This is a genomic window from Gemmiger formicilis (genome assembly GCF_016901605.1).
Taxonomy (GTDB): Bacteria; Bacillota; Clostridia; order Oscillospirales; family Ruminococcaceae; genus Gemmiger; species Gemmiger formicilis_B.
In genome coordinates, this window is sequence record NZ_JACJKP010000985.1 from 1 (window position 1) to 218 (window position 218).

At 47.7% G+C, this 218-nt stretch carries 1 protein-coding gene; it reads left to right on the plus strand.

Features of this window, described 5'->3' with window-relative positions; all coding sequences use genetic code 11:
• Nucleotides 1-218 (plus strand): hypothetical protein (locus H6B10_RS17480; protein WP_204652563.1); only part of this gene is annotated, 218 nt, incomplete at both ends.

The window sequence follows — 218 nt, forward strand, 5'->3', positions numbered from 1 at the left end:
CCCCACCGGCCTTTTGTGCCAATACCGGAACAACCATATATTGATAGCAAGTCCTACGACGATCCCTGCAATCATTCCGGCGTTTCCAAGCAGTACCAACATTTTATTTTGCTGGAACCGGACTGTAATGACGATATCATATTGTTGGGACCACTGTGGCTGTTGTGGCATGGACAATGGAAAGATGTGCTGCGTGCCTATCTGCCATTGACGATCAT